Source organism: Allobosea sp. 01N443 (assembly GCF_056399325.1).
Window position 1 is genome coordinate 19,369 of record NZ_JBFTRC010000027.1, and the last position, 21,949, is coordinate 41,317.

At 64.5% G+C, this 21,949-nt stretch carries 21 protein-coding genes and 1 pseudogene; 10 read left to right on the plus strand and 12 right to left on the minus strand.

Translation table 11 applies throughout. From position 1 onward, the window contains the following. Nucleotides 1-333 (plus strand): NIPSNAP family protein, encoded by a 333-nt coding sequence (locus AC1DRP_RS10110; RefSeq protein ID WP_441505815.1) that lies wholly within the window; start codon nt 1-3, stop codon nt 331-333. A 20-nt stretch (nt 334-353) separates the two neighbouring features. On the opposite strand, the gene AC1DRP_RS10115 is transcribed toward AC1DRP_RS10110, so the two are convergent. Together AC1DRP_RS10115 and AC1DRP_RS10120 are read right to left on the minus strand one after the other, a co-directional pair. Continuing rightward, nucleotides 354-1,247 carry a tellurite resistance TerB family protein gene (locus AC1DRP_RS10115; RefSeq protein ID WP_476768432.1) on the minus strand — a complete coding sequence of 298 codons (894 nt, stop codon included), beginning with the start codon at nt 1,245-1,247 and terminating at the stop codon, nt 354-356. 106 nt (nt 1,248-1,353) lie between these two features. After that, a complete protein-coding gene (locus AC1DRP_RS10120; RefSeq protein WP_441505779.1) occupies nt 1,354-1,833 on the minus strand; it encodes an Lrp/AsnC family transcriptional regulator in 480 nt (159 codons plus the stop codon). A gap of 117 nt (nt 1,834-1,950) precedes the next feature. Here AC1DRP_RS10120 and hppD point away from each other — a divergent pair, with 117 nt between their 5' ends. Continuing rightward, nucleotides 1,951-3,084, plus strand: a complete 1,134-nt coding sequence (hppD, locus tag AC1DRP_RS10125) for a 4-hydroxyphenylpyruvate dioxygenase (RefSeq protein ID WP_476768433.1) — start codon at nt 1,951-1,953, stop codon at nt 3,082-3,084. 134 nt (nt 3,085-3,218) lie between these two features. Further along, nucleotides 3,219-4,541, plus strand: coding sequence for a dicarboxylate/amino acid:cation symporter (locus tag AC1DRP_RS10130; protein ID WP_441492455.1), 1,323 nt, complete (start codon nt 3,219-3,221; stop codon nt 4,539-4,541). Between the two features lie 105 nt (nt 4,542-4,646). Here AC1DRP_RS10130 and AC1DRP_RS10135 read toward each other — a convergent pair whose 3' ends face one another. From AC1DRP_RS10135 to AC1DRP_RS10145, 3 genes are all read right to left on the minus strand, one after another. Then, entirely contained in the window at nt 4,647-5,414 is a 768-nt protein-coding gene (locus AC1DRP_RS10135; protein WP_476768434.1) for an AprI/Inh family metalloprotease inhibitor, read from the minus strand. Between the two features lie 44 nt (nt 5,415-5,458). After that, nucleotides 5,459-6,418, minus strand: a complete 960-nt coding sequence (locus AC1DRP_RS10140; RefSeq protein WP_441505781.1) for a 2-hydroxyacid dehydrogenase — start codon at nt 6,416-6,418, stop codon at nt 5,459-5,461. Between the two features lie 171 nt (nt 6,419-6,589). Continuing rightward, entirely contained in the window at nt 6,590-7,351 is a 762-nt protein-coding gene (locus AC1DRP_RS10145) for a FadR/GntR family transcriptional regulator (protein ID WP_476768435.1), read from the minus strand. A gap of 258 nt (nt 7,352-7,609) precedes the next feature. On the opposite strand from AC1DRP_RS10145, the gene AC1DRP_RS10150 reads away from it, so the two are divergent. From AC1DRP_RS10150 to AC1DRP_RS10170, 5 genes are all read left to right on the plus strand, one after another. After that, nucleotides 7,610-8,662, plus strand: a complete 1,053-nt coding sequence (locus AC1DRP_RS10150; RefSeq protein ID WP_069878780.1) for an ABC transporter ATP-binding protein — start codon at nt 7,610-7,612, stop codon at nt 8,660-8,662. A 179-nt stretch (nt 8,663-8,841) separates the two neighbouring features. Further along, on the plus strand, nt 8,842-10,161 hold the full coding sequence (locus AC1DRP_RS10155; protein ID WP_441492451.1) for an ABC transporter substrate-binding protein: 1,320 nt from the start codon (nt 8,842-8,844) through the stop codon (nt 10,159-10,161). 129 nt (nt 10,162-10,290) lie between these two features. Beyond that, on the plus strand, nt 10,291-11,190 hold the full coding sequence (locus AC1DRP_RS10160) for a carbohydrate ABC transporter permease (protein ID WP_441492533.1): 900 nt from the start codon (nt 10,291-10,293) through the stop codon (nt 11,188-11,190). 11 nt (nt 11,191-11,201) lie between these two features. Then, nucleotides 11,202-12,107, plus strand: coding sequence for a carbohydrate ABC transporter permease (locus AC1DRP_RS10165; protein ID WP_441505783.1), 906 nt, complete (start codon nt 11,202-11,204; stop codon nt 12,105-12,107). A 47-nt stretch (nt 12,108-12,154) separates the two neighbouring features. Then, entirely contained in the window at nt 12,155-13,054 is a 900-nt protein-coding gene (locus tag AC1DRP_RS10170) for an NAD(P)-dependent oxidoreductase (RefSeq protein WP_441505784.1), read from the plus strand. 7 nt (nt 13,055-13,061) lie between these two features. Here the strand turns inward: AC1DRP_RS10170 and AC1DRP_RS10175 are convergent, their stop codons facing one another. Next, nucleotides 13,062-14,141: a LacI family DNA-binding transcriptional regulator gene (locus tag AC1DRP_RS10175; RefSeq protein ID WP_476768436.1), complete on the minus strand. Its 1,080-nt coding sequence runs from the start codon at nt 14,139-14,141 to the stop codon at nt 13,062-13,064. A gap of 98 nt (nt 14,142-14,239) precedes the next feature. Here AC1DRP_RS10175 and AC1DRP_RS10180 point away from each other — a divergent pair, with 98 nt between their 5' ends. Next, entirely contained in the window at nt 14,240-15,157 is a 918-nt protein-coding gene (locus tag AC1DRP_RS10180) for an NAD(P)-dependent oxidoreductase (RefSeq protein WP_441505786.1), read from the plus strand. Between the two features lie 141 nt (nt 15,158-15,298). On the opposite strand, the pseudogene AC1DRP_RS10185 reads toward AC1DRP_RS10180, so the two are convergent. The 5 genes and pseudogenes from AC1DRP_RS10185 to AC1DRP_RS10205 all read right to left on the minus strand — a co-directional run. Beyond that, nucleotides 15,299-16,024: pseudogene (locus tag AC1DRP_RS10185) on the minus strand (DMT family transporter); the annotation flags it as partial. Between the two features lie 157 nt (nt 16,025-16,181). Further along, the gene (locus tag AC1DRP_RS10190) at nt 16,182-16,664 is read right to left on the minus strand and encodes a MarR family winged helix-turn-helix transcriptional regulator (protein WP_476768437.1); all 483 of its coding nucleotides are present in this window, start codon (nt 16,662-16,664) and stop codon (nt 16,182-16,184) included. A 93-nt stretch (nt 16,665-16,757) separates the two neighbouring features. After that, a complete protein-coding gene (locus AC1DRP_RS10195; protein WP_441505788.1) occupies nt 16,758-17,339 on the minus strand; it encodes an NAD(P)H-dependent oxidoreductase in 582 nt (193 codons plus the stop codon). 2 nt (nt 17,340-17,341) lie between these two features. Continuing rightward, a complete protein-coding gene (locus AC1DRP_RS10200; protein WP_069878773.1) occupies nt 17,342-18,769 on the minus strand; it encodes an FAD-binding oxidoreductase in 1,428 nt (475 codons plus the stop codon). Next, nucleotides 18,766-20,094, minus strand: coding sequence for a cytosine deaminase (locus AC1DRP_RS10205; RefSeq protein WP_441505789.1), 1,329 nt, complete (start codon nt 20,092-20,094; stop codon nt 18,766-18,768). Before AC1DRP_RS10205 ends, AC1DRP_RS10200 begins: the two co-directional genes overlap by 4 nt. 223 nt (nt 20,095-20,317) lie before the next feature. On the opposite strand from AC1DRP_RS10205, the gene folD reads away from it, so the two are divergent. Beyond that, the gene (gene folD / locus AC1DRP_RS10210; protein ID WP_476768438.1) at nt 20,318-21,181 is read left to right on the plus strand and encodes a bifunctional methylenetetrahydrofolate dehydrogenase/methenyltetrahydrofolate cyclohydrolase FolD; all 864 of its coding nucleotides are present in this window, start codon (nt 20,318-20,320) and stop codon (nt 21,179-21,181) included. Between the two features lie 138 nt (nt 21,182-21,319). Here the strand turns inward: folD and AC1DRP_RS10215 are convergent. Further along, nucleotides 21,320-21,949, minus strand: a 630-nt coding sequence (locus AC1DRP_RS10215) for an FAD-dependent oxidoreductase (RefSeq protein ID WP_476768439.1), incomplete at its 5' end; no start/stop codon positions are given.

Sequence of the window (21,949 nt, forward strand, 5' to 3'; positions counted from 1 at the left end):
ATGATCACCTGCCATTTGAGCTATATCGTCGATCCCTACCAGCTGCCGGCCTTCGAGGCCTATGGCAAGCTCTGGATCAGGCTGGTCGAGAAATTCGGCGGCAAGCATCACGGCTATTTCATGCCCTCGGAAGGCACGTCGAACGTCGCATTGGCGATGTTCAGCTTTCCGTCGCTTGCGGCCTATGAGGAGTATCGCACCGCCTCGTTCAGGGACGAGGAATGCCTGGCGGCCGTGGCGATGAACGAGAAGCACCGCTTCATCATCAGCTATGAACGCTCGTTCTTCCGACCGGTCTTCGAAGACGATCAGGGTGCGCGCCGCGCACCCTGATCGCGCCGATTGGAACGGCGTCAGGCTTTCGCCGCGCTCGCGGCCGCGTCGATATTGGCGACCAGTTCGGCATCGAGCCCGACCGAGCCCGCAAGCCCGGCGAGGAAGTCCTTCTCCGCGGGCGTATCAGGATTGATGGCGATGCGAGCCGCCGTGTAGATCTGCGCCGCGAGTTCCGGCGTTTCCGCCGCTTCGGCGAGGACATCGACCGAAGCCGGATTGGCCATTTCATGGGCGAGCCAGGCATTGGCTTCCGGATCGAAACCGGCGTCGCGCAGGCCGCCGAGAATGGCATTGCGCTCCTCGGTGTCGATATGACCGTCGGCGGCAGCGGCTGCGATCATCGCCCGGATGAAGATCAGGGCCGTTGCCTCGCTTGCGGCCTCCGGCTCGAAACCGGTCCCGACTGGTGCCGGCAGAACCTCCTGACGCTTCAGATCGAGCAGGGGTTTGCCGGCTTGATGGTTCTGGTAGGCCTTGTAGGCGAGGCCGCCGATCAGCGCGAGGCCGCCGAGTTTCGCCGCAGAGCCGGCAACCGAACGCCCTGTCGAGGAACCGAAGAGCAAGGCGCCGAGGCCGCCGAGCACCGCAGTCGCCACGGCCGGATTGCTGCTGAACATCCCCTTGGCCTGTTCCAGCAACTGGTCGGGCGTCTTGCCGCCGGAGACCTGGCCGAGAACGTCGCTCGCCTTCTGCTCCAGCCMTGTCTGGCGCGCGGCATCCTGCATGCCCTGCGYCGCCTGGCCGAGCACGCTGCCGACGAGGCCGCCAATGCCACCCGAACCACCGGCCTGCTGAACCTGTTGCGCCAGATTGCCCAGCATTCCGCCGAGCCCCCCGGACTGGCCGACCTGCTGACCGGCTTGATTGCCGGCGCTGACCAGCGCGTCCAGCAGAGATTTTGCGTTGAACATCGAGAGGCTCCCTCGTTTAGGCCATTCACCGCAAAGCGGCGGCGTAACCTGCACCCGGGTCACGGGCTTCACAAGCCGCCCCGCATGGAAGGGAACCTTGACGCGATCATGACGAAGGCAACGGCAGGAGCCCCGGCTCCTTCAACGTCTCGAGCGCGATTTCCGAGCGGACCCGCGCGACGCTTTCATGCGGCATCAGGATCTCGTTGACGAAGCGCGAGAGCTCCTTGAGGTCGCCGACCGCAACCTTGAGCAGATAATCCGCCTCACCCGTCAGGGCATGCGCCTCCAGGATCGCGGGAGTCAGCCTGACGAGATCGCGAAAGCGGCGGGCATTGTCACGCGAATGAGTGTTCAGCGCGACATGGATGAAGACGGTCACGCCGAGCCCGACGGCTGCCGGATCGATCAGCGCGCGGTAGCCGCGGATCGTCCCCTCCTCCTCGAGCCGTTGGCGCCGGCGGGAAATCTGGCTCGCCGACAACCCGACCTTCTCGGCCAGCGCGCCATTCGTCAGGGAGGCATCCTGCTGGAGCGCATCGATCAAGCGCCAGTCGAAGGAATCGAGACCGCTCACATCACGCACCGTTGGTGACCTCCCTGCACAAGTTGTGCGGATCTCGCGCCATGACGCGGCATTTTGCAAGCTCCTTGCCTTCGCCGTGCGCGACCATGTCGGCAATCACATCGAGAGGAGAACGCCATGGGTCCATTTCCGCACGACACCGCCCCTCCCGCTATTTCCGAGGTCAATCCGATGGGAACGGACGGATTCGAGTTCGTCGAATACGCCCATCCCGAGCCAGAGAAGCTCGGCCCGCTCTTCCAGCAGATGGGCTTCACCGCCGTCGCCCGGCATCGCTCCAAGAAGGTCACGCTGTACCGTCAGGGTGACGTGAATTTCGTCGTCAATGCCGAGCCGGATTCCTTTGCCCAGCGCTTTGCGGCCGAGCACGGCCCCTGCGCTTGCGCCATGGCCTTCCGCGTCGTCGATGCCAGGCATGCTTTCGAGCGCGCCGTGTCGCTTGGCGCCGAGCCCTATGAAAGCAAGGTCGGCCCCGGCGAGATGCAAATTCCCGCCGTGAAGGGCATTGGCGGCTCGATCCTGTATTTCGTCGAGCGTTATGGCGCGAAGGGCTCGATCTGGGATGTCGATTTCGAGTGGATCGACGAGCCGGATCCGCACCCGGAGCAGGCTGGTCTCTATTACCTCGACCACCTCACCCACAACGTCCATCGCGGCCGCATGGACCATTGGGCGGGCTGGTATGGCAAACTCTTCAACTTCCGCGAGATCCGCTTCTTCAATATCGAGGGCAAGCTCACAGGCCTGATCTCGCGCGCCTTGACCTCGCCCTRCGGCAAGATCCGCATCCCGATCAACGAGTCGCTCGACGACAAGAGCCAGATCGAGGAGTACCTGCGCCAGTACAAGGGCGAGGGTATCCAGCACGTCGCGCTCGGAGCCCACGACATTTACGCCACCGTCGAGCAGCTGCGCCGCAACGCCCTGCCCTTCATGCCGGCGCCGCCGGCAACCTATTATGAGCGCGTCGAGGCGCGCGTTCCCGGCCATGGCGAACCGGTCGAGCGGCTGAAGGCCAACGGCATCCTGATCGACGGCGAGGGTGCGGTTGCGGTCGGCTCCAAGGAGGGCCGGATGAGCAAGGTCCTGCTCCAGATCTTCTCCGGCACGGTGCTCGGGCCGATCTTCTTCGAGTTCATCCAGCGCAAGGGCGATGACGGCTTCGGCGAGGGCAACTTCCGCGCCCTGTTCGAGTCGATCGAAGAGGACCAGATCCGTCGCGGCGTGCTGAAGGTCGAGGCGGCCGAGTAACCTCCGCGATCGCGGCACAGGACGCGGCGCCGCCCCCCACGGCAGCGCCGCGTTTCGCTTGTCGGGGAGCCAAGACAAGCGTAGCATTTTCGGGAGCGCGCACGCAGCCAAGTGCGCGTCTCGAGGGACTGCCCATGTCGACAGCTGCGATCACGCGCGGTCATCAGGGTCCCTGGTGGACGCATCTCTACGTCCAGGTGCTGACCGCCATCGCGATCGGGGTGCTCGTCGGGCATTTCTATCCGCATACCGGCGAGGCGATGAAGCCGCTCGGCGACGCCTTCATCAAGGCCATCAAGATGATCATCGCGCCGATCATCTTTCTCACCGTCGTGCACGGCGTCGCGTCGATGGACGACATGAAGAAGGTCGGCCGCGTCGGCGTGAAGGCACTGCTCTATTTCGAGGTGGTGACGACGCTTGCGCTCATCGTCGGGCTCATCGTGATCAATCTCTGGAAACCCGGAGTCGGCATGAGTGTCGATGTCGGCGGGCTCGACACCAGCTCAATCACCGCGTTCACGGCCAAGGCGAAGGAGCAGAGTACCATCGGCTTCCTGATGGACATCATCCCGGCGACAGTGGTCGGTGCCTTCGCAACCGGCGAAATCTTGCAGGTGCTGTTCTTCGCCCTGCTCTTTGCCTTTGGTCTGCAGATGCTCGGCGAACGCGGCAAGCCGGTCCTGCACTTCGTCGACGATATCGCCCAGGTCTTCTTCAAGATCGTCGGCATCATCATGAAGGCGGCACCGATCGGTGCTTTCGGCGCGATGGCCTTCACGATCGGAAAATTCGGCATCGGCACGCTGCTGTCGCTGGGCAGCTTCATGGCCGCCTTCTACACGACCTGCCTCATCTTCATTTTCCTCGTGCTCGGCACGATCGCCCGGCTGCATGGCTTCAGCATCGTGAAGTTCATCGCCTATATCAAGGAAGAGCTGCTGATCGTGCTCGGCACCTCCTCCTCCGAGAGCGTCCTGCCACGGATGATCGCCAAGATGAGCTATCTCGGCTGCAAGGAGAATGTCGTCGGCCTGGTCATCCCCACCGGCTATTCCTTCAACCTCGACGGCACCTGCATCTATCTGACGATGGCCGCGATCTTTCTCGCCCAGGCAACCAATACCGAGCTGAGCCTGTCGCAGGAGATCGGCATCATCGCCGTGCTGCTGCTGACCTCGAAAGGCGCGGCCGGCGTCACGGGCTCCGGCTTCATCGTACTCGCCGCAACACTGGCCTCGGTCGGCACTATTCCCGTGGCGTCGATCGCCCTGATCCTCGGCGTCGACCGCTTCATGTCGGAGGCGCGCGCCCTCACCAATCTGATCGGCAATGGCGTCGCGACGATCGTCGTGGCGAAATGGGAAAATTCGCTCGACGAGCGTCGCATGCAGCGCATCCTCGCCAAGGAAGCCGATTACGACGCCGCCGAGCCCGAGCGCGTCGTGGCGGTCTGAGCGCTGCCAGATCATCTGACGGGATATCGTATCCAGCCCGATGATCTCACCTTTGTGTTTGCATCGGCTTTCCCGAAAACCGCGATCCACTTTTCGGGCCGATGCTTAGGGCGCGAGCTTGCGCAGCATCAGCGGTGCGCCCACCGCAGGGTCCTTGCGCCATTGGCCGTTCTCGAAGACGAGATCGACGCTGTGCCCCTTGCGTGCAACCAGCGAAAGGCGCCCGGCCGCATAGCGCCAACCGACGGGATCGAAGATCGTCAAGCCAGTATCGTCGCAGCGCCCGTCGAAACGGGCGGGAGCGCCACCCGGAGAATTTGCGGGGCCGGCCGCAAGCATGAGGCGACATCCCTCGCGGTTCTGCTGGCGCATCGTGACATAGCGGCCGGGCACGGCGTCGGTGGCAGGCGCGCCCGCAGGGTCGACAACGGTCGGCCGGGCCGCAGCGGTCGCGGCGCGCTCTGCCGCGCTCGGAGGCACTGGACGCGCGCTGCGTGGATGATCCTTCGGATCCAGCAGATAGTCCTGCCCGTCCGTGCCCTTGCCATTCAGGCCGGCGCCGGACTTGCTGAGCGTGATCACGGCCTTGCCGGCCTCGTCATTCAGGCGCAGCCCGCCCCCCTCAGCCACACTCCAGGACACAATCTGCCCGATAATGGGCAATGCGCGGCGGCAGGTGGCAGGGAAGCGCAATTGCCGCCCCTGTCCCGACTGTTCCGCTCCAAGGGTAATGGTGCATTGGCGCGGCGCGCCGACCTGTTCGAGGTTCCAGGCACCGATCATGGGGCGAACGGTGTCAGGCGCGGTCTCCGCTCCCTTCGGAAGCGGCGGCTTCTGCGCCTGTACGGGCCCCGCGAAAAGGACGCCCGCCACAAGCGGCAGGCATCCGCGCCTCATCTGAACCAAAACGTGGTGTCTCAGGCTTTCTTCCATGGTGTCTCGGCAACCGGCGTCAGAGGACCCCTGCCATCGAACCATGAAACCAGGTTGTCGACCAGAAGCTGGCCCATCTGTTCACGCGTATGCACCGATGCCGATCCGACATGCGGCAACAGCACCACATGATCCATCGCGATCAGTTCGGCCGGCACGCGCGGCTCGTCCTCGAAGACGTCCAGGCCGGCCGAAAGGATGACCTTGTTCTTGAGCGCCTCGATCAACGCCTGTTCGTCGACCACCGAACCGCGGCCGACATTGATGACGATGCCATTGGGGCCGAGCGCCTTCAGGACGTCGGCATTGATCATGTGATGAGTCGCAGCGCCGCCAGGCGCAACCGAGATCAGGGTGTCGACATCGGCCGCCATCTCGATCAGCGAAGGATAGTAGCGATAGGACACATCCGCCTGGCGGGTGCGGCCATGATAGCTGACCGGCAGGCCGAAGGCCTCGATACGCTGCGCCACGGCCTTGCCGATTCGGCCGAGCCCAACGATGCCGACCTTGCGGGTCCGCAGCGAGGTCGTCAGCGGATAGGCCTTCTCCAGCCACTTGCCGGCGCGCAGGTACCGGTCGACCTGCGGCAGCTGGCGCACCGTCGCGAGCAGCAGGCCGAGTGCCAAGTCCGCAACCTCATCGGTCAGCACGTCCGGAGTATTGGTGACGATCAGCCCGCGCTTGCCGGCTTCCTTGGCATCGACGGTGTCGTAACCGACGCCGAAATTGGCAACGATCTCCAGTTTCGGCAGGGCGTCGAACAGCGTGCCATCGATCCTGACATGCGCGCCGCCCCCGGCGACGCCACGAACCTTGCCGCCGATCTCCTTCAGCATGGCGGTCCGGTCCTCTGCCTTCCAGAGTTCATGCACCGTGAAACGGGCCTTCAACTGGTCGGCAGCATAGGCCATCAGCGGGCCGGTCATGATGATGTCGGTCATATCGTGAACTTTCGTCGGGCGTGAGTGTCAGAGCGGCTGGCTTGATTTCAATTCTTTAAAACGATTAGATCGCGAAACCTCAAGGCCTCCGCCACGCGGCATCGGCAGAGCAGTACTACACGGGCTGCAGAGCGAGAAAAGCGCGTCGTTGTCATATGTAGTATGACTTATTCAGGCGATTTTCGGGGTGCTCTGCTGTCCGGCCCATGCCAGGAAGGTGAGCGTGGTGTTCAGGCTGTCCGTTACCAGCGCACTCATCCGGGCCGCGGCGAGATCGCCGTCCCGCTGGATGATCGCATCCAGCACCCGCTCGTGATCGAACAGCGACGTGACATAGAACCCCTGATCGTCTCCCGACTTCAGCAGCAGCGACCATTGGATCGTCGCCGAGACGACGCTTGCCAGACATTGCAGCGTCGAATTCTGCGCGGCAGCGAGGATCGCCTCGTGGAAAGCCAGGTCGGCACGAATGGTTGCCTCGGCATAGGGCGGGTTGTCGATCATGCCGTGATAACCCGCCTGGATTCGTACGAGATCGGCGGGCGTACGCCGCAGGGCCRCAAGGCGCGCTGCGCTCGGCTCGACAAAACTGCGCAACTCGAACAGGTCGCGGATGAATTTCTCGTTCGGGTCGGCCTCGAAATGCCAGGACAGCACGTCGGGATCGAGCAGGTTCCAGCCGTCGCGCGGCGCTACCCGCGTGCCGCTCTTCGGGCGCGCCTCGACCAGCCCCTTCGCCGTCAGGTACTTCACAGCTTCGCGATAGGCGGTGCGCGAGACCGAGATTTCGGATTTCAGATCGGCTTCGTTCGGCAACAGCTCGCCGGCTTTGAACGTCCCTGAAATGATCGCGACCGCGAGCTTCTGAGCCACCTGCCCGAACAGGCGGTCGGGATTCAGGGTCGTCGGCCGCGAAAAGTCGCGCACCCGCATCTGCTGGCGTCCTCACCCGTTTTCAATCGCGCCCAAGCCGCCGGAAGGCGGTTTCATTGGAGCGATTCCGGCGCTTGACACGCCTGTCCGTATCGTATGACTTTATCGTAGATGAAACCCGGCGCAACAGGCACTGCCTGGTCTGCGGCGCTTTTCGTCGGTCGGTCACGAGAAGCCGACAGCAGCGGCGGTGCGGAGTGCCCGGACACGGGACGATACCGGACCCCAGAGGAAACTTAAGTCCGGGAGAGGGTTCAGATGGCCTCAGTCCAGATCGCTGATGTGCGCAAGGCTTACGGCTCGACGCAGGTCATCCATGGCGTCGATATCGACATCAACGATGGCGAGTTCGTTATTCTCGTCGGCCCCTCCGGCTGCGGAAAATCGACCCTTCTGCGCATGATCGCCGGGCTGGAGAATATTTCCGGAGGCGAGATCCGCATCGGCCCGCGCGTCGTCAACGACGTGCCGCCGAAAGAGCGCGACATCGCCATGGTGTTCCAGAATTACGCGCTCTATCCGCACATGACAGTGGCCGACAACATGGCCTTCTCGATGAAGCTGCGGAATGCCCCCAAGGCCGAGATCGACGAGCGCGTCAACAAGGCTGCCGGCATTCTCGGCCTCAACAAGCTGCTCGACCGCTATCCGCGCCAGCTTTCGGGCGGTCAGCGCCAGCGTGTCGCCATGGGCCGCGCGATCGTGCGCGATCCGCAGGTCTTCCTCTTCGACGAGCCGCTTTCGAATCTCGACGCCAAGCTGCGCGTGCAGATGCGCACCGAGATCAAGGAACTGCATCAGCGTCTCAAGACCACGACGGTCTATGTCACGCACGACCAGATCGAGGCCATGACCATGGCCGACAAGATCGTCGTGATGCATGACGGCATCGTCGAGCAGATGGGCGCTCCGCTCGACCTCTACGACCGGCCGAACAACCTTTTCGTCGCGGGCTTCATCGGCTCGCCGTCGATGAACTTCCTCAAGGGCAAGATCACCGCGGCCGGGTTCGAGACCGAGGGCGGCGTGATCTGGCCCATCGGGCAGCATCCGGCTGACTCGAACGGCAAGGCCGCGGTTTTCGGCATCCGTCCGGAGCACCTCCAACTCAACCCCAACGGCCTCAAGGCCGAGGTCGTGGTCATCGAACCGACCGGCTCCGAGACGCAGGTCGTCGTGCGCTGCGGCGGGCAGGAACTGACCTGCGTCTTCCGCGAACGCATCACGGCCAAGCCCGGCGAGACCATTGGCATCACGCCGGACACCAGCGTCACGCATCTGTTCGACGCCGCCACCGGCAAGCGTATCTGAGCTTCTGACTGCTGCGGAGGCCCGCGCCTGATTGCGCCTTGGCCCGCATGACATGACGTCACGACAGGCCAGCACGGACACCGGCTGGCCTGGCGCAGCCAAAAGAGCCGGCGATGACTTCCAGGGACGGGTCGCAGGCCACATAAAAAAGGTCCCTTCTTTCCGGGAAGGAACAACCAATGACGATTTCAAGACGCGATATGCTGCTGGGCAGCGCCGGCGTGGCTGCGGGCGCCGGCCTGATGGGGCACTTGGGGACCGCCCCCGCCTTCGCCCAGGCGGCCGCTCCAAAATTCACCCCCGAACCAGGCGCTCAACTGCGCGTGCTGCGCTGGGCCCCCTTCGTCAAGGGTGAGGAAGACGCCTGGCTCGCCAATACCAAGAAGTTCACGGATGCGACCGGCGTTCAGATCCGGGTCGACAAGGAAGGCTGGGAAGATATTCGTCCGAAGGCCGCCGTCGCCGCCAATGTCGGCGCAGGCCCCGACATCGTGCTCGTCTGGTTCGACGATGCCTTCCAGTATCCCGACAAGCTGCTCGACGTCACCGAGCTCGGCAATTATCTCGGCGGCAAATATGGCGGCTGGTATCCCGGCCTTGAAGGTTACGCCAAGAAGGACGGCAAGTTCATCGGCCTGCCGCTGGCTGCCATCGCAAACGCCGTGCTTTATCGCGACAGCTGGGTCAAGGAAGCCGGCCACTCGACCTTCCCGACCAAGACCGACGCCTTCCTCGATCTCTGCAAGGCGCTGAAGGCCAAGGGGCACCCCGCCGGCTTCACCCTCGGAAAGGGTGTCGGCGACGGCAACAACTTCTGCCACTGGCTGCTCTGGAGCCATGGTGGCCGAACCGTCGATGATGCCGGCAAGGTCGCGATCAACAGCCCCGAGACGATCGCGGCCATCAAATACGCCGCCGAGCTCTACAAGACCTTCATCCCGGGCACGGAAAGCTGGCTCGACATCAACAACAACCGCGCCTTCCTGGCCGGTGAGGTTTCGGTCACCGCCAACGGCGTCTCGCTCTATTACTCCGCGAAGAACGACCCCAAGCTCGCCGACATGGCCAAGGACATGAGGTCGGCGAACATGCCGATCGGCCCGGTGGGCCAGTCGGTCGAATTGCACCAGACCACCACCTGCGTGATCTTCAAGCACACCAAGTTCCCGCAGGCGGCACAGGCCTATCTCCAGTTCATGTACGAGCAGGAACAGATGCCGACCTGGATCACCCAGGCCAGCGCCTATTGCTGCCAGCCGCTGAAGGCCTACGCCAATAATCCGGTCTGGACCTCGGATCCGGTTCACACCCCGTATCAGAAGGCCTCTGAGACACTGCGCCCGAACGGCTATTCCGGCCCGCTCGGCTACGCTTCGGCTGCGGTGATGGCCGACTACGTTCTTGTCGACATGTTCGCGGAAGGCGCCACCGGCCAGCGGACGCCTGAGGAAGCGGCCAAGCGCGCAGAGGCACGGATCAACCGCTACTATCGCGTCTGATCGCTGCAACGAAACGGCGCGGCCACGGCCGCGCCCGCCGGCGGCGAAGAGCCGCCGGCCCTGCATCCGGGAGAGATCACCATGGCTGACACCGCAATCGCGCGGCCGGCGGAGCGTGCGAGACCTTCTATGCTGGCGCGGCTGGGCCAGAGCCGCAACGGACTCGGCATCCTGTTCATGGTGCCCGCGGCGATCTTCCTGATCGTCTTCCTCGCCTGGCCGCTGGCCCTCGGCGTCTGGCTCGGCTTCACCGATACCCGCATCGGCCGGGCGGGCGTCTTCATCGGGCTCGAGAATTACGAGTCGCTGCTGACCGACTCGGTGTTCCGGCTCGCGGTCTTCAACACCATCCTCTACACGGTCGTCGCCTCGGCCCTGAAATTCGCGCTCGGGCTCTGGCTGGCGCTGCTCCTGAACGAGCACCTACCCTTCAAGGCCTTCATCCGCGCCATTGTACTGCTGCCCTGGGTGGTGCCGACCGTACTCTCGGCGATCGCCTTCTGGTGGATCTTCGACACCCAGTTCTCGGTGATCTCCTGGGCTCTGAAGGAGCTCGGCCTGATCTCGACCAATATCAACTTCCTCGGCGACACCACGAATGCGCGCGCCTCGGTGATCGCAGCCAATGTCTGGCGCGGCATTCCCTTCGTCGCGATCTCGCTGCTGGCCGGCCTGCAGACCATTTCGCCCTCGCTCTACGAGGCCGCGATGCTCGACGGTGCAACCAACTGGCAGCGCTTCCGCTTCATCACCTTGCCTCTGCTCTCGCCGATCATCGCGGTCGTGATGACCTTCTCTGTGCTGTTCACCTTCACCGATTTCCAGCTCATCTACGTGCTGACCCGCGGCGGCCCGCTCAACGCCACTCACCTGATGGCGACCCTCTCCTTCCAGCGCGCCATCCCCGGCGGCCAGCTTGGCGAAGGCGCAGCGATCGCAGTCGCGATGATCCCCTTCCTGCTCGGAGCGATCCTGTTCAGCTATTTCGGCCTGCAGCGGCGGAAATGGCAGCAGGGCGGCGCGGACTGAGGACGCCAGCCATGACCGACATCAGTCAACCGACCGCCCCGCGCGTTCAGCTCACCGACGAAAGCGTCGGCACCAGCTACATGGCCAACCTGCCGCGTCGGCTGGTGACCACTTGGTTGCCGCTCATCGTCTTCATCTTCGTGCTGCTGTTTCCATTCTACTGGATGGGCGTGACGGCGCTGAAGCCCAATCACGAGCTGACGGATTTCAAGAGCCACAACCCGCTCTGGCCGGGCGAGCCTACGCTGCGCCACATCAAATATCTGCTGTTCGAAACTACATATCCGCACTGGCTGCTCAACACGATCTTGGTCTCGATCGGATCGACGATCCTGTCGCTCACCGCCGCCGTGTTCGCCGCCTATGCGATCGAGCGTCTGCGCTTCAGCGGCTCGCGGGTCACCGGGCTGGCGATCTTCCTCGCCTATCTCGTACCTCCCTCGATCCTGTTCATCCCGCTCGCCGTGCTGATCTTCGGCTTCGGCATCTACGACACCAAGCTCGCGCTGATCTTCACCTATCCGACCTTCCTGGTGCCGTTCTGCACCTGGCTGCTGATGGGCTATTTCCGCTCGATCCCCTACGAGCTGGAGGAATGCGCGCTCGTCGACGGCGCCAGCCGCTGGCAGATCCTGGTCAAGATCATCCTGCCACTGGCGGTGCCGGGGCTGATCTCGGCCGGCATCTTCGCCTTTACCCTCTCCTGGAACGAGTTCATCTACGCGCTCACCTTCATCCAGTCCTCGGAGAACAAGACCGTCGCTGTCGGCGTTCTCACCGAGCTGGTGCGCGGGGACGTCTATGAATGGGGGGCGCTGATGGCCGGCGCGCTGCTCGGCTCGCTCCCGGTCGTCATTCTCTACTCCTTCTTCGTCGAGCATTACGTCTCGTCGATGACCGGAGCCGTGAAGGAATAATCCAGCGGGGCCCGCCGGGCCCCGTTTGCGTTTGAGGGACTGCGTTCGTGAACGAGATCAAATCCATCGCCTTCGTCGGGCTCGGCGCCATGGGGGCGCCGATGGCCGAGAACCTCGTGAAGCGTCAGTTCCGGGTCACTGGCTTCGATATGCGCAAGAGCGCCCGCGAGGCGCTAGTTTCAGCCGGAGGCCACGCTGCCGAGAGCGCCGCGGCGGCCGCAAGAGATGCCGATGCGCTCGTCCTGATGGTCGTCAATGCCGCGCAGGCGCGCTCGGTCCTGTTCGAGGCCGGCGCCCTGGCGGCACTCGCGCCCGGCGCGAGCGTGCTGCTGATGGCGACCTGCCCTCCCGGCGAGGTCGAGGCGATCGCGACGGAGGTCACGAAAACCGGCCGTCACTTCGTCGATGCCCCGGTCTCCGGCGGCATCAGCGGCGCGCGCGGCGCGACGCTGACCATCATGGTCGGTGCGCCGCAGGAGAGTTTCGCACTGGCAAAGCCCGTGCTCGATGCGATGGGCGACAAGGTCTTCCATGTCGGCCAGAAGCCCGGGCAGGGTGCGACCGTGAAGACGGTCAACCAACTGCTCTGCGGCGTCCATATCGCGGTGGCGGCCGAAGCGCTCTCGCTCGCCGAGAAGGCGGGGATCGACGGCAAGATTCTCTTCGAGATCATGGGTGGCTCGGCTGCCTCGTCCTGGATGCTGCGGGATCGCGGTCCGCGCATGCTGCTGGAAGATGCCCCCGTCGCCAGTGCGGTCGACATTTTCGTCAAGGATCTCGGGATCGTGCTCGATGCCGGCCGCGCCGCCAGGACAGCACTGCCGCTCGCCGCCGCTGCACATCAGATGTTCCTGGCGAGCTCGGGCCTCGGCCATGGCGCGCGCGACGATTCGCAGGTCGTGCGCGCCTATCGCGCGCTCAACGCCAAACCCGCGAATGATCCATGAGCGGGATCTAGCGTTTGGGCGGTGTCGTCGTGCCCCGCACGACGAGCTCCGGCGTCAGCACGATCCGCTGCGTCGGCGCAGTCGGATTCTCGATGCGCCGGATCAGCAGTTCCGCCGATTTGCGGCCCATCTCGTCCTGGAAGTTCTTCAGCGTGGTCAGCGCCGGATACCACTGCGCCGCTTCCTGGACGTCGTCGCAGCCCACGAGCGAAAACTCGACCCCGGCCTCCAGCCCACGATGACGCAGGCCGAGCATCGCGCCGAAGGCGATGAGGTCATTGAAGCAGACGGCCGCGGTTGGCGGATTCTGCGCATCGAGCACCTTCTGAATGCCCTTGAGGCCGTTCTCGCGGGTGCCGATCGAYGCATAGACCAACGCAGGATCAAGCGGAATCCCGTGCCGGGCGAGCGTCTCGCAATAGCCCCGATACCGGTTGCGGCCCGTCGAGATCAGGTTGTTTTCGCCGAGGAAGGCGATGCGCCGGTGGCCAAGACCGATCAGATGCTCCAGCGCCAGCACGGTGCCGTGATGATCATCCGACCCCACGAAATCGAGGTCGAGACCCGGAATCTCCCGGGAGAGCTGGACCAGCGGGACACCGGCCTCAATCAGATGGCCGAAGGTTTCAGCCGTGCTGCCGCCTGCGGCACAGATCACCATGCCGTCGGGTCGATACTCCTTCAGGGTGTTCAGGACCCGGTCCTGCCGCTCCAGGTTCTCCGCATAGGTACCGAGCAGGATCGAGCGGCCATGCGCCGTCGCCGTTTCCTCGATCGCGGCCAGGAGTTCGGCGAAATAGGGATTCGTGATGTCGTGGAAGCCGACGCCAAGGATATTGGTGCGGTCGGTCCTCAGCGACGCGGCGCTGCGGTTGTAGCTGTAGCCCATGTCGCGCRCGATCTGCTGAACCCGCAGCCGTGTCGCGTCCGCGACGAGAGGCGAGCCGCGCAGGGCCAGCGACACCGTCGCCGTCGACACCGAGAGATGGTCGGCGATGATCTGCAATGTCACCCGCCCACGGCCCGGCGCAGCCAGTCCCGCCTTCCCGGCTGGCCCGGCCTCGGGGGTGTGGCCGTTGCTGGTCATGACACGCCCTCTTCAGACGGAAGCGAAAGAGTCCCGCGAGTTTCAACCGGCCTGCGAAAGGCCGTCTGATCGAGTCCTTCTCATATAAGTCGGAGAAATTGAAGATGAGCACCGCGAAAGAGTCGATCGGCTTCATCGGCGTCGGCCTGATGGGGCAAGGCATGGCCCGCAATCTCCTCGACAAGGGCTTCCAGCTGACGGTGATGGGCCACCGCAACCGCAAGCCGGTCGAGGAACTGGTGGCGGCTGGTGCAACCGAAGCCAGGACACCGAAGGAACTGGCCTCGCAGGCGACGATCATCTTCCTGTGCGTGACCGGCTCGCCCCAGGTCGAGGCCGTGCTGAACGGCCCGGACGGCATCGTCGCCGGCGCCGGGCCCGGCACGATCGTGGTCGATTGCTCGACCTCAGATCCCGGTTCGACCATCCGCCTTGCCGCCGAACTCGAGGCGAACGGCCTGCATCTCTGCGACGCACCGCTCGGCGGCACGCCGGCACAGGCCGCTCAGGGCCAGCTCTCGACCATGATCGGCGCCAGCGATGCGGTCTTCGCGCGCATCAAGCCGGCCTGCGAGGCCTGGGCGCAGAAGGTCGTCCATCTCGGCCCCGTCGGCGACGGTCACAAGATGAAGCTGCTCAACAACTTCCTGTCGATGGGCTATGGCGCGATCTATTCCGAGGCGCTCGCTCTGGCCCAGAAGATCGGCATCACGCCGCAGACCTTCAACAGCGTGCTCTCCGGCAGCCGGATGGATTGCGGCTTCTATCAGACCTTCATGAAATACGTACTGGAGCGCGACCGTGACGCGCACAAGTTCACGCTGGTCAACGCGCTGAAGGATGTGCGCTATCTCGAAGGCGTCGCCAATGCGGCAGGCGTCCCGAACCCGATCGGCAACGCCGTCAAGAACGCCTATGCCTCCGCCGTTGCCAATGGCCGGGGCGATGATTACGTGCCGATGCTCTCCGACTGGATCGCCCAGCAGAGCGGCCTTTCGCTGGCCCCGAAGGACTGAGCCCTGCCAGTGCTCAATCGAGCCGGGCCGAGCCCTCGGGCACGGCCCGGACCCGCTCGCGATAGAGCAGATAGAGCCCGACGAGATCACGATGGCTGCGCCGATGAAGGTCCAGCGGTCGGGTAGCTGCCCGAAGACGAGATAGCCCAACGTGACCATCCAGACGATCTGCGAATAGATGAACGGCGCCAGCACCGTCGCGGGCGCCAGCCGGTGCGCCAGGATCAGCAGCCAATGCCCGAAGCCGCCCATGGCGCCGGTCACCAGCATCAACGCCCAGGGCAACGGTCCATCCGGCCAGGTCCAGAACAGGGGAATAAGCGGCAGCAGCGCGACCGTTCCCGCGACGCCGGAATAGACCATTGTCGTCTCCGGCGGGTCGAAGGCCGCCAGAAGCCGGGTCGAGATCGAATAGAAGGCGTAGCAGACGACGCCGATCATGCAGAGCAGCGCCGCCGGATGCATGCCGCCAAGGCCGGGCCGTGTGATCACGAGCACGCCGATGAACCCGACACCGATCGCGACGAGCCGGCGTGGCCCGGGCCATTCTCCGAGCAGCGGCCCGGAAACCAGCGCCACCAGAAGCGGCGTCGCGAACATGATCGACACGGTCTCGGCGAGCTGCAGATATTTCAGCGCGAAGAAGTTCAGGGCCGTTGAACCGAGCAGCAACAGCGAACGCACCGCCTGCAGCCAGGGCTTCTTGGTGCGCAGGATACCGGGATGGCTCCAGGGGTTCAGCAGCAGCGAGACCAGGATCATGCTGCCGGCATAGCGCGCGAACACCACCTGAAGCGGGTCCATATGACCGGCCAGCCATTTCGCGCTGGTATCGAGCAGCGAGAAGCACAGCACGGCACCGCACATCAGCCCGATGGCGATCAGGCGGGAGCGGCCCGTTTCCGGTCGATGGGAATAGGCGGGCAAAGGACCGTCCCGTCATGCGTGAGAAGAATGACGGAGAGAGATTTAACCGATTTAGGGAACGACGCCAGCGCCAGAGGGCATGCGTTCCATGCGCTGATCAGGCCTCAGCCTCGGCCTCGTCCCCATCGGCGTCAGGCTCGTCGATTTCGGCCCCGGCCTTGGACAGGCCCTTCGAGGCCTTGCGCAGCAGCTTGCGGAGCTGCTTGCGCTCCTTGGCGTCGAGCTTTTCCAGCAGTTCGTCCTCGACCTGATTCCAGACCGCATCGAGCGCAGCCGCGGTCTTCTGACCGTGCTCGGTCAACGCGACCTGAACCAGCCGGCCATCGCGGCTACCGCCCTCGCGCGTCACCAGCCCCTGCAAGGAGARCCGGCCAATGGTCTTGGACACGGTCGGCGGTTTGACCCGAAGCAGGGTCGCCAGTTCGCCCATCGTCATAGGGGCTGGCTGGAGGGCCTTCAGCGCCTGCTCCTGCCCGGGAAAGAGCCCGAGGCCGTTGAGCCTCTCGCCCATGCGCGCCCGATGCAGGCGCGCAGCCACAAGGAGAGCTCGACCGACGCTTTTCTCGAGGGACTTGGTCATGAGCCGGTCCTTGGAAACTGCTCGGAAATCTATTCGCCGGCTCTGAGATCGCTTGYGATCATGACAGTGTGATGACGCAAGTGCAGCGCACAATCACAGAGTACGCATCTTTTTCGAGACGCGCGCAAGGAAGGCGTCGCGGCTGCCCGCTGTTGCGCGATTCATGTCGTAGTGAGCCAGGTAAAGCGGGCGTGCACTCGGATGACAAACGGCGCGCAGGGCCCGACACACCACCTTGCGCGGCGGATCGCCCATCAGAAAGGCGCGCCAGCGCGAGCCGCCATAGGTTGTGACGGCCACGAGACGGCGAATATTCCAGAGATTGGGCCTGACCTTGCCATCGTTCAGCTTGAACGAAACACCGGGCAGGAAGACGCGATCGAAATAGCCCTTGAGGATCGCGGGATAGCCGAAATTCCAGACAGGAAAGCACAGGACCAGCGCCTCGGCTGCTCGTAGCCGCTCGACATAGCCGGCAACCGGAAGCGTGTTGCTGGCAACATCGTGATAGCCGACCCGGCCCTCCCGGCTCAGCACCGGATCGAAGCCCTCGGCATTGAGATCGCAATCGTCGACCTCATGGCCGGCCTCTTCGAGCCCCTTCACCACGGCCCGATGCAACGCCGCCCCAAAACTGTCCGGATCGGGATGAGCGTAAAGGACGAGCACGCGCATGATCATCCACCCACGCCGGCATCGGCCAGGCTGCGGAACAGGAAGGTCTTGCCAGACTTGTAATCGTAGGACGGATCCTCCCAGGCGATCATCTTGCCGGGATTGAGCAGGCCTTGCGGATCGGCCTCGCGCTTGAAAGCGAGCTGCAGCTCGTCGGTCTGCTTCATGCCGCCTTCTTCCAAGGTGTAGCGATGCGGGTTGAAGATCGGCGCTCCCATCTCCTCATGAATCGCCATGATCTCCTCGAGCCGCTCCTCGCTGGTGAAGCGCACCAGCGGCAGGCCGAAGCAGGTGACCTTGCCGTCGAAGCGGACGAATTCGAGATGGCAGCGCACCTCGTCGCCAAAGCGCTCATGAATGCGCTGGATCAGCTCGACCTGGTTCGGGAAGGGGTAGAGCACCTGGAGATAGGTGATGGACGGGTCAACCCGCAGCGCCCGCAGCGTCGTGTGGTTCCAGCCCAGCTCATAGCCGGGCGGCAGGCCCTTGGCCTCTTCCGGCGAGAGTTTGTCGGAGCGCATCAGCAGTTCGGCGCCGCGGAAATGCCGGGCATAGGCGAGCAGTGCATCGACTGCGAAATCCGCCGCCATGACGATCACGACATGGCTGTCGCGCGGCAGGAATTTCTTGTGCCGCAGAAAATAGTCATGCGGCGCCGGGGCCGCGACGACCGCGAGGTTCTTCAGAGCCAGCCCGTCCTGCTCACCAAGCGCATTGGCGAACTCGGTCGCCGCGCGCAGCGTGTCGAAGCCGAGGATGACGTCGACCCAGTCATAGGCGGGCCCGAGCGGCATCTCGACCTCGGTGATGATGCCGTTGGTGCCATAGGCATGGGCAACCTTGTGCAGGTCGTCGCCGGTGAATTCGAGGATCCGGGGCGAGGCCTCCATCGTCGCGACCTTGAGCCGGATGATGTTGCCCCAGTCGCGCAGGCCACCCCATTTGATCGAGCCGACGCCGCCCGAACCACCGGCGATGAAGCCGCCGATCGAGGCGGTCTGATAGGTCGAGGGATGCAGGCGCAGCTCCTGCCTGGAATGCGCCCGCGTCTGCTCGTCGATGCGGGCCATGACCGCGCCCGGCTCGGCGACATAGCGTCCAGGCCCGATCGACTTGACCTTGTTGAACCCCGAGAGATCGAGCAGCACCCCGCCAGAGAGCGGCATCGCCTGGCCGTAATTGCCGGTCCCGGTGCCGCGCGGCGTCACCGGAATGCCGAGTGCATGAGCGGCCGCAAGGACGTCCAGCACCTCGGCCTCGCTGGTCGGCGAGACGATGATATCGGCCGTGACGTGGTCGAGCTGACGCTTGAGGGTCGGCGAGTACCAGAAGAAGTCGCGGCTCTTCTGCTTCACCAGCGCCGGATTGTCCTCGGTCCTGATTCCGCCGAGACGGTTCTTCAGGGCGGCGATGTCGTAGCGGGGGCTCATGCGCTCTTGCTCATCAGATGGTCGAGTTCGCGGTAATCCGGCAGCGTCCGGTCGATCGCCTTGCCGGCGACCAGCACCGTGCGATCAGCCTGGGGGCGCGCGAAGAATTCGGTCCAATCGCGGGCGCGGGTCAGGATCAGGTCGGCGGACAGTCCTGGCGCCACAACGCCCTTGTCGGCGACGCCCATGATCGCAGCCGGTGCGCGCGCGATCATCGCCGCGAAATCGGTCGGGCCATGATCGAGCTGGAGGATGCGGGTGCCTTCGCGCAGCACCTCGACGAGGTCGAGATCGCCATAGGCATAGAACGGATCGCGCGTATTGTCGGAAGCGATCATCACCGCCACGCCGGCAGCCTTCAGTTCGTGCAGCGCAGTGACGCCGCGCCAGCGTGGCGTGCGGCCGCCGTCGCGGTCCTGCAGATACATGTTGCACATCGGCAGGGACACAACCGCAATGCCGGCTTGCCCGACCTTGGCGATGATCCGCGCCTCATCCTGCGGAGCCTGCACAGCGAGCGAACAGCAATGGCCGGCGAGGATCTTTCCGGTGAAGCGATGCCGGAGTGCGGCCTCGGCAATGTATTCAAGCGACCGCGCCGCCGGATCATTGGTCTCATCGACATGGAAGTCGAGATCGAAGCCGTTCTCGATCGCCGTGCGGAAGACGATGTCGAGCGCCTCCGCGAGCTCCGGGATCATATAGGTGACGCAGCCGAAGATGCCGTCGCCATGCGCCTTCACGGCCCGCGTCACCGCCTGCATGTGCTCGGCGTCGAGCGCAAACTGGATGCCGAAAAGYGGCGAGGCCTGCAGCGCGACACGCCCGGCCCATTCCGCCCGCATCTCGGCCAGCACCGGCCAGGAGATGCCGATCTGCTTGCCGAGCGAGTCGATATGGGTGCGGACCGCGCTCGTGCCATGGGCGAAGGCGCAGCGCAGGCCGAAATCCATGCGGGCACGCACATCTTCCGACGTCCAATTGGCCTCGCGATCGGCCATGACATTCTCGAGTGCGCCCATGAAGGTGCCGTCCGGATTGCGGCGGCGCGGCCAGATATGGCCCTTGTCGAGATGGACATGCGCATCGACCAGCCGCGGCAGCACGATGCCGCCATCGAGATCGAGCCTGGGACCGCCCTCCGGCGCTTCCGTACCGGCCGGCAGGATCGACGCGATGCGCCCATCCTCGACGCGAAGGTCGACCAGCGCCAGTCCATCACGATCGGCAGCAAGGTCCGCGCCCTCGATCAGGCAGAGCGGGGAGCGGGCATTGGTCAGGCGATAGCTGGTCGAGGCGGGAATGGCGGCAAATCCTGTCGTCACGTCGTCAGCACTCCATCCCGTCAATCGCTGCCTTGCCCTCGCTCGATACAGGCCAGCATGAGTGGCGGCAAGGCGGCGATCACGCTGCCGTCGCCGCAGGCAAGAACAGCGCCTTTGGCGCAAATGGCCAAGGCGACGGCGCATCGATAATGGTGCGTCGATACTTGCCGCCCGCACGATGATCGCGCATGAGGAGCACTCAGCGAAACACAGGCGGTGGGTCATGGCGGATCAGGCGCGCATCATCGACGGCAAGGCGGCAGCTGCGGCACTGCGTGCCGAGATCGGCCAGGAGATCACCGCGATCAAGGCTGAACGGGGCCTGGTCCCCGGCCTGCATGTCGTGCTCGTCGGCGACGACCCGGCGAGCCGTGTCTATGTGAACTCCAAGGAAAAGCTTGCCGGCGAGATCGGCATGAACTCTGCGGTTCACCGCCTGCCGGCCGAGACCAGCGAAGCGGAGTTGCTGGCCAAGGTCGCCGCGCTGAATGCCGACGACAGAGTCGACGGCATTCTGGTGCAATTGCCCTTGCCGAAGCACATCAATCCCGACCGTGTGATCGAGGCGATAGACCCCGCCAAGGACGTCGACTGCTTCCATCCGATCAATGTCGGCCGCCTCGCCAACGGCCAGGCCAGCCTGATCCCCTGCACGCCGCTCGGCTCGATGATCCTGCTGAAGCAGACCCTGCCAACGCTCGCCGGACTGGAAGCCGTGGTGATCGGCCGCTCGGGCATCGTCGGCCGGCCGATGGCGCAGTTGCTGGTCCAGGCCGACTGCACCGTCACCATCGCCCATTCCCGTACCCGCGATCTTCCCGCAATCTGCCGGCGCGCCGACATCCTGGTCGCGGCGGTCGGGCGGCCCCACTTCGTAAGGGGTGACTGRATCAAGCCCGGCGCCACCATAATCGATGTCGGCATCAACCGCCTGCCCGACGGCAAGCTCGCCGGCGATGTCGACTTTGCCGAGGCCGTGAAGGTTGCAGGCGCGATCACGCCTGTACCGGGCGGCGTCGGCCCGATGACCATCGCCTGCCTGCTGCGCAACACCCTGACCGCCTTTCATGCAAGGCGGGGCCGATAAAGCCGAGGTCACGCGGACGCCGGTTCTGCCTTCGCATCACCCGAAACGTGAAACGCCCGGCGAAGCGCCGGGCGTTTGTCATAGGGGCTGAGATTCCCGGGCCTCCGCCTACGCTTCGGCCGGGAATCGAGATGCCGCTCACATATGGATCGCGCGCTTGTCGACGGCGAGCGCAGCTTCCTTGACCGCCTCGGCCAGCGTCGGATGAGCATGGCAGGTGCGGGCGAGATCCTCCGACGAGCCGCCGAACTCCATCAGCACCGTGACTTCGGCGATCAGGTCCCCGGCATGCGGGCCGATGATATGGCAGCCGAGCACGCGGTCGGTCGCCGCATCGGCGAGGAACTTCACGAAGCCCTCTGTGTGGCGCATGGCGCGGGCGCGGCCATTGGCGGTGAAGGGGAACTTGCCGATCTTGTAGGCGATGCCCGCAGCCTTCAGCTCCTCCTCGGTCTTGCCGATCGCGGCGACTTCGGGAGCCGTGTAGATGATGCTCGGGATGGCGTCATAGTTCACATGCCCAACCTTGCCGGCGATCAGCTCGGCCACCGCCATGCCCTCGTCCTCGGCCTTGTGAGCGAGCATCGGACCGCGCACCACGTCGCCAATGGCATAGATGCCCGCGACGTTGGTCTTGAAATGGTCGTCGATCACGACGCGACCACGCTCGGTCGCGACACCAGCGGCGTCCAGGCCGAGGCCATCGGTGTTCGGACGACGGCCGATCGCGACCAGCACGATATCGGCAGACAGCGTCTTGGCCTCACC

Coding starts and splice junctions, on each gene's coding strand:
- AC1DRP_RS10110 (WP_441505815.1), top strand. CDS start 1: ATGATCACCTGCCATTTGAGCTATATCGTCGATCCCTACCAGCTGCCG.
- AC1DRP_RS10155 (WP_441492451.1), top strand. CDS start 8,842: ATGACGATTTCAAGACGCGATATGCTGCTGGGCAGCGCCGGCGTGGCT.
- AC1DRP_RS10195 (WP_441505788.1), bottom strand. CDS start 17,339: ATGCGCGTGCTCGTCCTTTACGCTCATCCCGATCCGGACAGTTTTGGG.
- AC1DRP_RS10160 (WP_441492533.1), top strand. CDS start 10,291: ATGCTGGCGCGGCTGGGCCAGAGCCGCAACGGACTCGGCATCCTGTTC.
- AC1DRP_RS10165 (WP_441505783.1), top strand. CDS start 11,202: ATGACCGACATCAGTCAACCGACCGCCCCGCGCGTTCAGCTCACCGAC.
- AC1DRP_RS10140 (WP_441505781.1), bottom strand. CDS start 6,418: ATGACCGACATCATCATGACCGGCCCGCTGATGGCCTATGCTGCCGAC.
- AC1DRP_RS10150 (WP_069878780.1), top strand. CDS start 7,610: ATGGCCTCAGTCCAGATCGCTGATGTGCGCAAGGCTTACGGCTCGACG.
- AC1DRP_RS10200 (WP_069878773.1), bottom strand. CDS start 18,769: ATGAGCCCCCGCTACGACATCGCCGCCCTGAAGAACCGTCTCGGCGGA.
- AC1DRP_RS10130 (WP_441492455.1), top strand. CDS start 3,219: ATGTCGACAGCTGCGATCACGCGCGGTCATCAGGGTCCCTGGTGGACG.